Source organism: Arsenicibacter rosenii, from assembly GCF_001870735.1.
In the GTDB taxonomy this organism is placed as follows: Bacteria; Bacteroidota; Bacteroidia; order Cytophagales; family Spirosomataceae; genus Arsenicibacter; species Arsenicibacter rosenii.
On record NZ_MORL01000026.1, the window covers coordinates 63,518 to 75,003 of the forward strand.

The 11,486-nt window shown below is 51.8% G+C and carries 5 protein-coding genes; 2 read left to right on the forward strand and 3 right to left on the reverse strand.

Going from position 1 to position 11,486, the window contains the following annotated elements:
- Positions 1 to 2: 2 nt before the first annotated feature.
- Positions 3 to 3,164, reverse strand: a complete 3,162-nt coding sequence (locus BLX24_RS26040) for a SusC/RagA family TonB-linked outer membrane protein (protein WP_071506158.1) — start codon at positions 3,162 to 3,164, stop codon at positions 3 to 5.
- A gap of 666 nt (positions 3,165 to 3,830) precedes the next feature.
- On the opposite strand from BLX24_RS26040, the gene BLX24_RS26045 reads away from it, so the two are divergent.
- Positions 3,831 to 4,892, forward strand: a complete 1,062-nt coding sequence (locus tag BLX24_RS26045; protein ID WP_071506159.1) for a DUF4097 family beta strand repeat-containing protein — start codon at positions 3,831 to 3,833, stop codon at positions 4,890 to 4,892.
- A gap of 150 nt (positions 4,893 to 5,042) precedes the next feature.
- Positions 5,043 to 7,412, forward strand: a complete 2,370-nt coding sequence (locus tag BLX24_RS26050) for an ABC transporter permease (protein ID WP_071506160.1) — start codon at positions 5,043 to 5,045, stop codon at positions 7,410 to 7,412.
- A 48-nt stretch (positions 7,413 to 7,460) separates the two neighbouring features.
- Here BLX24_RS26050 and BLX24_RS26055 read toward each other — a convergent pair whose 3' ends face one another.
- Together BLX24_RS26055 and BLX24_RS26060 are read right to left on the reverse strand one after the other, a co-directional pair.
- Positions 7,461 to 7,640, reverse strand: coding sequence for a hypothetical protein (locus tag BLX24_RS26055; protein WP_071506161.1), 180 nt, complete (start codon positions 7,638 to 7,640; stop codon positions 7,461 to 7,463).
- A 71-nt stretch (positions 7,641 to 7,711) separates the two neighbouring features.
- Complete coding sequence (locus BLX24_RS26060; protein ID WP_071506162.1) at positions 7,712 to 10,801, reverse strand: cadherin-like domain-containing protein; 3,090 nt, start codon at positions 10,799 to 10,801, stop codon at positions 7,712 to 7,714.
- Between the last annotated feature and the right edge of the window lie 685 nt (positions 10,802 to 11,486).

Consider the following 11,486-nt stretch of genomic DNA (forward strand, 5'->3'; position numbering starts at 1 on the left):
GATTAGAAACTAGCCGTCAAACCAAGGTTCATAATTTTCGACTGTGGATAGTACTGGCCTGTTGAGTTAGTGGTTTCAGGGTCATATACACCCAGTTTATTCACCAGCGTAAACATGTTCAGGCCGTTTACGTATACACGGAAGTTATTGATTCCAACCTTCTTACCAATGTTTTCAGGAACCGTATAACCAATTTCGAAGTTTTTCAGACGGATATAGTCTGAGCTGCGGAGCCAATAGGTATTATTGTTTGAATAATACTGGTCGCTCCGGTTAGCAATCCGCGGGTGAACACTGCTCGGATTATCAATTGTCCAACGGTTCTGGTAGATATCCAGCAGGAAGTTACCGATGTTGCCTGATTCACCGGCGCTCACGTACTGCTTCGCACCGGCAGATCCCTGGAACAGGATGGTCAGGTCGAAGTTTTTATACTGTGCCGTCAGGTTCATACCCCCCTGGAACATCGGCAACTGGGTAAAGTTGTTACGAACCTGATCGTCCGGTGTAATTTTGCCGTCGTTATTGTAGTCCTTATACTTCATGTCGCCCGGACGCAGTGTATTTACGATGGCCTTGTAATCAATTTTGTTGGCATCGATTTCACCCTGATCTTTGAATACCCCGTCATAGATATAAGCTATAAATGTATTCATCGGACGGCCGGTAGTCCGCTGCCATTCCGGAGCGCCCGGGGCTTCATCCCAGAACAGGATTTTATTTTTCGCGTAACCACCGTTCAGGCTAATGCTATACTTCAGTTGCTTGGCCTGATTGCGGTAACTAATATTAAAGTCGAAACCACGGTTAGCTACTTTACCAATGTTTTCAGCCGGCAGTGATAAACCGGTCGATTGCGGTACCGAAGCATTACGCGTCCAGAGGATGTTGGTACGCAGGTTATAGAAGTAGTCGAGTTCAAACGAGAATTTACCGTTCAGCAGTTGCCCTTCCAGACCAATATCTGAATTATTGGCAACCTCCCAGGTAATGTTCTTGTTCGGAATCCGGGCTTCAAACAACGTCTTTGTTTCTACGTTGTTTACGATATAGCTCCGGAAACCATACGTCGACAGGTACTGATAGGTAGCAATCTGATCGTTACCCAACTGCCCCCAGGAACCGCGAAGTTTCAGGTAGTTTACAGACGGTACACTGTTTTTCCAGAAGTTTTCTTCTGAAATAACCCAACCACCCATTACACCAGGGAAGAAACCATACCGCGTCTCTTCAGGGAAAATATCAGAGCCATCATAGCGCCACAGGAACTCTGCCAGGTATTTTTCCTTATAGTTGTAAGCTGCCCGGCCAAAGTAGTTGATACGGGCCCGTTCAAATGCGCCGCCACCGTTATTTTTCTCCAGGTCACCGCCGGCAAACAACTGGTCAAGTGCCGTAGAGATAAAGAACCGACGATATGCATTAAAGTTATCCCCTTCGATGGTTTCTTTGTTTGTACCAGCCAGGACTGTAATACCGTGGTTACCAAACTTACGCTCATACGTCAGGATACCGCCCAACAGCACGTTCAGCTGCGTTTCGTTACCCAATGTCAGGCGAGGCTCGGCCGGTCCGCGCAGGCTAGGCACCAGTTTAGGCGTCTTGCCATCCGCTTCGAAACCTGACCCTAACTGATATAACGTCCATGGTGTTTCCCAGCGCTTCGTATTCCGGTTACGCTTATCAACAGCGGCAGTACCTGTAAATTTCAACCCTTCGACACCAGGAATTTTAATATCAAGCTGTCCGTTCGTCTGTACATAAAACTGCTTATCGCGGTCGTATCCTGTCAGGTCAGTTGTGATAACCACCGGGTTTTCACCGTTCTCGATATCAGGCCCCGGCAAACCATTCGGCCAAAACGCCGGCTGATTTGGCTTACCCCGCATCTGCATCCGGAAAATAGCACTGGCAGGTTTAGTCGGGAACCGGCGATTTTCCTCACGGCCCAACATACCGATACTCAAATTAACATACTTATTAATCTTGGCGTCCAGGTTCAGCCGCAAGTCATATTGCGAATAGCCCGTTGCAGAGTTTTTATAAAAAGCATCCTGATTCTGATAGCCGAGCGAGGCCAGATACTTGATATTGTCTGTACCACCTGTCAGCTGTAGGTTATGACGGGCCTGTGGCGACCATGGTTTCAGGGTAGCGGCATACCAGTCTGTATTCGGATATAACCATGGGTCTGAGCCATCGTTATATTTCTGAATCTCAGCAGGCGAGTACGGCGCTTTACGAACCGTACCGTTAGGGCGGGTGAACGAGCCACTCGTCCGGTAAGCTGTATTGGCTGCTGGCCATTCATTTGTCGGTAACTGATAGATATCCAGATCATTCAGCATTTCAGCATACTGAGCAGCATTAGCCAGCTTCGGAATGACCGTTGGCTGCGCCCAACCCTGGTTAAACGAGTACGACAGTTCAGGCTTGCCCGTTTTACCACGTTTTGTCGTAATCAGGATTACCCCGTTGGCCGCCCGTGAACCATAAATCGCTGCCGACGCATCTTTCAGAACCGAAATCGTTTCAATATCGGCTGGATTGATGCGGCTGATACCACCTGCCCGGGCAGGAACACCATCAATTACAATCAAGGCATCATTGTTACCCAATGAGTTAGCACCACGGATACGGATCGACGAGTCATCATAGCCAGGCTCACCGCTGCGGTTTACCGCGACAACCCCTGCCATACGACCTGCAATTGAGTTTGAAAGGTTAACGGCCGGAGATTTTACCAGTTCAGCCCCTTTTACACTAGCTACGGAACCGGTTACTGTTTCCTTTTTCTGTACACCGTAACCAACCACAACGACTTCATTCAACGTTTTAAGGTCAGTCGCCAATGTTACGTCAATTGTAGATCGCTTCTCAACAGCGATTTCCTGCGTGAGGTAACCAATAAACGAGAACACCAGTGTTCCGTTGCCGTTTGGCACCGACAGGGAGTAATTACCGCCGTTATCGCTGACGGAACCCGTTGTCGTACCTTTTAAGACAATACTTACCCCCGGAAGGGCCTGCCCCTGATCATCGACCACTTTCCCTTTCACCGTAACATTCTGGGCAAAAGAGGCCGTAACCGTACCGATCAGCAGCAACAAAGCGAAAAGACCGGCTTTTACGCTTTGGAATTTCTCTGGAGTAGAAATTTTCATTGAAGATAATTTAGAAAAGAACTAACAGCCTTTCGTTTACAATTAGAGACTTGTTCCCGAATGGTTACAAGACGAAGCAGAACAATCCATTATATCAAGAGGATCTACATACTAAGTTGGTAAAATTGGTAATGCAGGCTTGATCGCGCGCCATATAAACCCGTTCAGGAAACGGGGCTAAGCAACAACCAGAGCTTGCTGTTGCCAGACAATATGCATAATCTATTATATACTAACTGGAAGGAGAAAACCCCGGCGAAGGCAAACTAACCGGAAATGACACGATATTTTTCATACGCTTTAAGGTTAAGATCAGAAAAGTATGCTGTACTCATATTTTTTTGTTTTTGCATAATGAGAACTTGCTTATGCATAAAACAAAGATATTCTTAATTTTTATTAAAAAGTACTTAACGACTTTATTCTACCATGCAATATCGGCACTTAGTACCAATATCGTTAAAAAACAGTCAATACTGGGCAAAATATGACAATTGTCAGCAATTTTAGTATTATATCCACCTGCAAAATTATGAAAATACAGCACTTACATTAAAATAACGTTAAGTATTGATATATAGCGGGAGCAGAAAAAATTCAAACTATACGCAACGTTTCTACACATACTTGCATCTTTGGAAAAAGCAACAACAAAAACGCTGAACCATGAGACCAATACTGTCTATTCTTACACTTTTCGCCTTTATCACTTTATCGTCATTCAACAGCTCTGATGATAACCTGCCCCCTTATCAGGTTAAATCCTTTAAAGGTAATCTCACCAACCTGCGGGTCGAAACCTCCGGCGGAAGCATTTCGGTCGAAGGCGGACAGTCGTCGGAAACGAAAGTGGAAATGTATGTGCGGCCAAACAACTGGTTTGGCAAAGACGAACTCTCGAAAGAAGAAATTGCGGAACGCCTGAAAGATTATGACATTACGCTGGATGCCCAGGGTGGTACAGTTATCGCTACGGCAAAACGTAAGAATCAGGATGGGAGCTGGAGCTGGAAAAACGGGGTCAGTATTTCGTTTAAAGTATACACGCCCCGCAACATGAACACCGACCTCCGCACATCCGGCGGCAGTATCCGGCTGGCCAACCTGACCGGCCAACAGAACTTTGCGACCAGCGGTGGCAGCCTGAACATCAACTCAATTGAAGGCAACATAAACGGCCGGACATCCGGCGGCAGCATTACGATGGCCAACTGCCGCTCAGGCCGCAATGGCGAACGCATTGATATGAAAACCTCAGGCGGGTCTATTACGGCCAGCGAATCGACGGGCGATCTGCACCTGACAACGTCGGGCGGCTCACTGCGACTGACCAACCTGAAGGGCCAGATTGATGCCCATACCAGTGGTGGCAGTGTTCAGGCCAATGACATTGACGGCAGCCTGAAAGCCGGTACATCCGGTGGATCGGTCCGCCTGACGGGTATTGCCGGCAGCGTTGATGCCAGTACCAGCGGCGGCAGTATCGAAGCCGAAATCACCCGCCTTGGCGAATACGTCCGGTTAAGTGGCAGCGCAGGCAGCGTGCGTGTCCGGATGCCGCTCAACAAGGGTCTTGATCTTGACCTGCGCGGTAACCGCGTCACAACGGCATCCCTGAGTAATTTTGATGGCAGCATCGAAAAAACACGGGTTGTCGGCCGGTTGAACGGCGGCGGTATTCCGGTAAAAATTTCTTCCGGCAGTGGTAGTGTTCACCTGAACGACTAAATTACCCGCTGTCCTTTTTTGAACGGGGGCTGTCCGTGTGCGGACAGCCCCCGTTTGCTATTAACAGCCATACCGTTGATAATCAAAGGGGTTATCTTTATGGCATATTCCTTGAGGCTGTGTGTATGGAAAACTCAATAGCCTGATCCTATGCTCCGGTCCTACTTCACCATCGCGCTTCGGAATCTCTGGAAGCACCGTCTGTTTACTGCCATCAACATATTCGGGCTTGCTTCAGGATTAACGGTTTGTTTACTGGCTATTACGCACATCCGGACGGCCTTTACCTACGATACGTTTCATCCCAACCCCGAACGCATCTATCGGGTTCTAACTGATGTTGAAGACAAAGGCAGCAACCTGACGGCCTTCGCTACGTCGCCGATGCCACTCGCCCCGCTCCTTACCCGCGACTATGCGCTCGCCGAAAAAATGACCCGTTTCACGCGGGTCTACGGAGATGTTGACGTCAATCATAAGCGGCTGGATGCGATGAGCTATGCCGTCGATCCGGATTTCTTTTCGATGTTCGGCTTCCGGATCCGGTCAGGCAGTCCGGCCACCGCACCCAATACAGTAGTATTGACCGATGAAACGGCTAAGCGTTTTTTTGGTAAAGCGAACCCAATTGGTCAGACAGTACGGATTGGGGACCTGCCGCCGATGACCGTTACCGGCATCCTGGCCGACGATCACCGGAACTCTCATCTTCGGTTTGATTTGCTGATGTCGCTGAACGGCGCCAACGCCAACGCCCGAAAATACCTCAACGACTGGACCAACTACGCGGGCGGTTACACGTATGTACGCCTGAAGCCAAACACACCTGCCATAACTTTCGACCGGATCCTGACCGATATATCGGCGTCTATTTGCCGGACTACGCAGTTTCCGTATGCCAAACGATATTCATTCCGGAGTCAGCCCCTGACCAGTATCTCTCCTGCCTTTAAAGAGCTGGCTTTTTCGACCTACGAACCACAAATCGGGGGACTTAGCGTTGAAATGGCCGTCGGGCTGGTTACCCTGCTGCTGGCGGGCTTCAATTATGTAAACCTGACACTGGCGCGCTCGCTGAGCCGGGCACGGGAGGTGGGTATCCGGAAAGTGTCCGGTGCCGTTCGCTGGCAGCTGATAGGGCAGTTTATGGCGGAGTCGGTTGTTTTGTCGGTTCTTGCCCTGCTGTTAGCGTTTGTGTTCCTGCAACTTGTCACACCAATGCCCTTTGTGCAGCAGTGGCTGGTCAAAGGCGCAACCTGGGACCTGTCGCTCTTCAGTCTTTTTGTAAGCTTCGCGTTGCTGGCAGGCTTACTGGCCGGTTTTGTACCAGCCCGCATCCTGTCGTCGTTTGAGCCGGCACAGGTACTCCGCAGCCAGACGGGGCTGAAAGTCATCAAAGGTATCTCGCTTCGTAAATCCCTGATTGTCGCCCAATTTACCATCTCGCTCATTGCCATGATCGGGTTACTGACCATGATCCGGCAGCATCGGTTTATGGCCAGTTCAAACTATGGGTTTCGTACAGAGCGGGTGCTGAGTATTCCGCTGGGCGGGGTACCTTATCAACGGCTGGCGAATGACCTGAAGACCGTCGCCGGTGTTGAAGAACTCTCACCGCTTTCGGTAATGCTGGCGGATCACGGTGGCGATAATCATACCATGGTCCGGCGCAACCGGTCGGCGACAGACTCCGTTGGCACCATGAGCATTTCAGCCGATGCGGGATTTATACCAGCCATGGGCCTCCACCTGGTGGCTGGCCAGAATCTGCCGGTCAGCCACCGGGATTCATCGGGTCGGCTGGTATTGGTCAACCAGGAAATGGTAAAGGCACTAAAACTGGGCGACGCCCGTGATGCGGTTGGCAAAACCATCTGGCTAAACGACAGTACGGATGTACAGATTGCCGGTGTCATTGCCGATTTCCGCTATGCAACGATGGCGTGGGCTATCATGCCACTGCTGATTCAGTACGAGCCCGGCCGTTTTCACTACCTCAATGTTACGGTCGCTAAAGACGCCGACACGCAGGTTCTGGCCGACGTAAAGCGTATATGGAAAAAACTAGCCCCCTACGAATCTTTTGATGGCCAGTGGTATACCGATTATCTGGATCAGCGCCATAGCCATAACGATGATATCTTTTTTATGTCATTGCTCGTCGGGCTTGCGTTGTCGATTGCATGCCTGGGGCTACTCGGCATGGTAACCTATAACACCACACTGCGGATTAAAGAAGTAGGTATCCGGAAAGTGCTCGGTGCCAAAGTAGGCGAGCTGGTCTGGCTATTATCGTGGGATTTTGTGCGTCTCTTACTGATTTCCAGTGTCATTGCCTTTCCTCTGGGCACCTTGCTGGGCTATGCGTTTCTGTTAAGTTTTGCCTATCACGTCAGCATCGGGATCGAAACACTGGGTGGGTGCCTTGGCCTGCTGTTGCTGATTGGCAGCCTGACTATCGGCTGGCGAACCTACCGCGTGGCACAAACCAATCCGGCCAACAGCCTTCGTGCCGAATAAGAAAAGCCGGACCAACAACGTTTGTTGTTGGTCCGGCTTCGCTGTTGCCTATACATCACGCGTCCGGCGGCCTTTGGCTTTGTCTGCCGATTTGGCCTGTTCGCGTTCGTACTCCTCTTTCTGCCGCTTTTCTGCCGTCAGGTTCCGGTATAGTCCGTTGAGGACATAAATATCATCGATCTCATCAATAAGCTGATGGAGTTGATCCCGAATGTGTTCAATCCGCATTGTCTGTATCTGTTTTTGACCAACAGCATAACTACGTAAGCCATAGTTTGTCGGTTAAAACTACAGTTTTTTTACGGTTTTACCGCTTTCACCTGTACCTGCTGTCCATCAGCAATTACACTAATCACGTAGATACCAGCCATTTGCCCCAACTTAACCGATACATCCACTGATTCGGTCAACGGGTCAAGCCGGGTCATCGTAATGAAATGTCCATGACTATCATGGCATAGAATACTAACCGTTTTTCCCACCTCATAACCTGTCAGGGAGAGCGTTGCCTGGTCCATGATTACAGGGTTTTCTTTTAACCTCGCCTGTAACTGCCGGATAGTAGTTGTTTGTCGTCCGCTCCCTGACTGACACGCTTGTGCAGGAATCCATGGTAGGCTGATGATAACGCCCTGCTGTCGGGCAAACAGTATAACGGATTCCTGGCTTTGGCGCATGGCCGGATCCAGAACATGATCCAGCCGGGTTGTCCAGCCGGTGATGCCGATAGCCATTACGTCAACCGGACTACCATCTCCGCCAGCGATATTGACGTGCAAAGCCCCTGTCTGGCAATTATAGGTTGGCAGCAACAAAGTCAGGCTGGCCGGTGGTGTTGGCTGAGCAGGGGTTGTTGACGGCGGTGGCGGTGCTTTCTGGCAATAGCCTTTCAGATCGAACGCGTAACTGACCAGTGAACTTCCCTGCCGGGCATAAATCAGAACAGGAGGTTGTTCAAGCCGGAGTGCTTCCTCCACATGGTGAATGGTCCGGGTTGTCCAGCCGGTAATTCCAACAGCCATAAACTCAACCGTACTCCCATCACCACCCTGAAAGCGAAAGGTAATCACTCCGGTGGCGCAACTGTACAAGGGTTCCAGTAGTGCCATCGGTTGCCCCGTGTTTCCGGTTGGTGAGCCGGGGATAGTAACGGTAGCCGAAGGCGGTGGCGGTGTGACCGGAATACGTTGATTCCATGGCCGCGTGCTATCAGAGCATGCCGCAGATGCTAACGGCAGATTGTATTCAAAAACCTGTTCCTGTCCGCTTTGCTGTACCCGAATAAACAGTACTTTAGGGTCGCGGTGAACCAGATCATCTCCTACCATAACGCAGGCATCGGTATTCCATTCGCTCACGTTATCAATCTTATACCGTATGGCTGATCCATCTCCGCCACAAGTAGACAGACAAACGCTGCTTTCCTTACAATTGAGAACCGGCGTTTTAATCCGAAGCGGTTTACCTTGTCCCGGCGAACAATCACCACAGGCAGCTACCATATCAAAAGCATATGTCGTTTCATAGCCCGACTGACGAATATATAAAATGATGGTCTTCGGGTCATTCCGGAGTCCTTCAGGTATGATAGATGTAAGCTCAGTTGTCCAGTCTGTCAGACCGATGGCACGCCAGGCCACCGGTGTACCGTCACCCCCTGTCGTCTGTAGGGTAATATTGCCGGACGTACAATCATAGCGTGGTGCAATAGCCTGTAAATCAACCCTACTAACAAACAGATTCAAGGCAGATATAGCCGTTGCCCCGGCATCATCACGGACGACATATTCAATTGCCGGTACAGGGCCCGTAAACTGAGGTGCAGGCAGGAACGTAAAAGCTCCGTTTTCATTGACCGTTACTGTACCAATACCCGGCATAGTAATCGAAATCGGTTCACCGCTACTCAGTGTATAGGTTACACCGTTTACTGTAATCTGGCTGATCCGTAAACGGCCTCCTTCCGGATCGTGGTCATCGGCCAGCAGATTACCTGTCAGCGAGCTTCCAAGCAGAACCGTTCCGGCATTCGGACCCACGACCGGCGGGCAGTTACCACGAGCATTAACCGTAACCGGTAACCCTACTGACAGACAGCCGCTTGCTTTATTTTTCACCACAACGGTCAGCATACTTCCCGGCAGGATGGCGGTTTTAACAGGTGATTCCTGAAAGTCAGCCCCATCATTAAAACTGTACCAGACGTTTTCTGACGGCGTCAAAACCGTTATAGCTCCTCTCAAGCTGAGGCAGTTTGGCTGCACGACATCTACCGTCGGGGTAGACGGCACCGCCGGTGCCCCATTCACCGTTACACTCACCGGCCCCGACTCACAGCCCGACGCCAATGTGCGCACCTTCACCAAATAGACGCCTGAGGCCAATCCGCTTTTTGAATTGCCTGATTGATAACTCGTCCCGTTGTCGAAACTGTAGTCCACACCGGTCTGGGAGGTTATTATCGTAATCGTACCGGTCGGTACCGAACACGTTGGCTGCACCACACTGGCTGTCGGGGCGGACGGCACCGCCGGAGCCCCATTCACCGTCACACTCACCGGCCCCGACTCGCAGCCCGAGGCCAATGAGCGCACCTTCACCAAATAGACGCCTGAGGCCAATCCGCTTTTTGAACTGCCTGATTGATAACTGGCCCCGTTGTCGAAGCTGTACTCGACACCGCTGGCCGGGGCAGTGACCGTCATCGTGCCCGTCGACAGCGAACACGTCGGCTGCACGACATCTACCGTCGGGGTAAACGGCCCGTCCGGAGCCCCATTCACCGTTACGCTCACCGGCCCCGACTCACAGCCCGACGCCAATGTGCGCACCTTCACCAAATAGACTCCTGAGGCCAATCCGCTTTTTGAACTGCCTGATTGATAGCTGGCCCCGTTGTCAAAACTGTACTCAACGCCGCTGGCCGGGGCCGTGACCGTCATCGTGCCCGTCGACAGCGAACACGTCGGCTGTACGACACTGGCCGTCGGGGCAGACGGCACCGCCGGTGCCCCATTTAACGTTACACTCACCGGCCCCGACTCACAGCCCGAGGCCAATAAGCGCACTTTCACCAAATACACGCCCGAGACTAACCCGCTTTTTGAACTGCCTGCTTGATAACTCGCCCCGTTGTCGAAACTGTACTCGACACCACTGGCCGGGGCCGTGACCGTCATCGTGCCCGTCGACAGCGAACACGTTGGCTGCACGACACTGGCCGTCGGGGCAGACGGCACCGCCGGTGCCCCATTTACCGTTACACTCACCGGCCCCGACTCACAGCCCGACGCCAATGTGCGCACCTTCACCAAATAGACGCCTGAGGCCAATCCGCTTTTTGAATTGCCTGATTGATAACTCGTCCCGTTGTCGAAACTGTAGTCCACACCGGTCTGGGAGGTTATTNTGGCTGCACCACATCTACCGTCGGGGCGGACGGCACCGCCGGAGCTCCATTTACCGTCNTGGCTGCACCACACTGGCTGTCGGGGCGGACGGCACCGCCGGAGCCCCATTCACCGTCACACTCACCGGCCCCGACTCGCAGCCCGAGGCCAATGAGCGCACCTTCACCAAATAGACGCCTGAGGCCAATCCGCTTTTTGAACTGCCTGATTGATAACTGGCCCCGTTGTCGAAGCTGTACTCGACACCGCTGGCCGGGGCAGTGACCGTCATCGTGCCCGTCGACAGCGAACACGTCGGCTGCACGACATCTACCGTCGGGGTAAACGGCCCGTCCGGAGCCCCATTCACCGTTACGCTCACCGGCCCCGACTCACAGCCCGACGCCAATGTGCGCACCTTCACCAAATAGACTCCTGAGGCCAATCCGCTTTTTGAACTGCCTGATTGATAGCTGGCCCCGTTGTCAAAACTGTACTCAACGCCGCTGGCCGGGGCCGTGACCGTCATCGTGCCCGTCGACAGCGAACACGTCGGCTGTACGACACTGGCCGTCGGGGCAGACGGCACCGCCGGTGCCCCATTTAACGTTACACTCACCGGCCCCGACTCACAGCCCGAGGCCAATAAGCGCACTTTCACCAAATACACGCCCGAGACTAACCC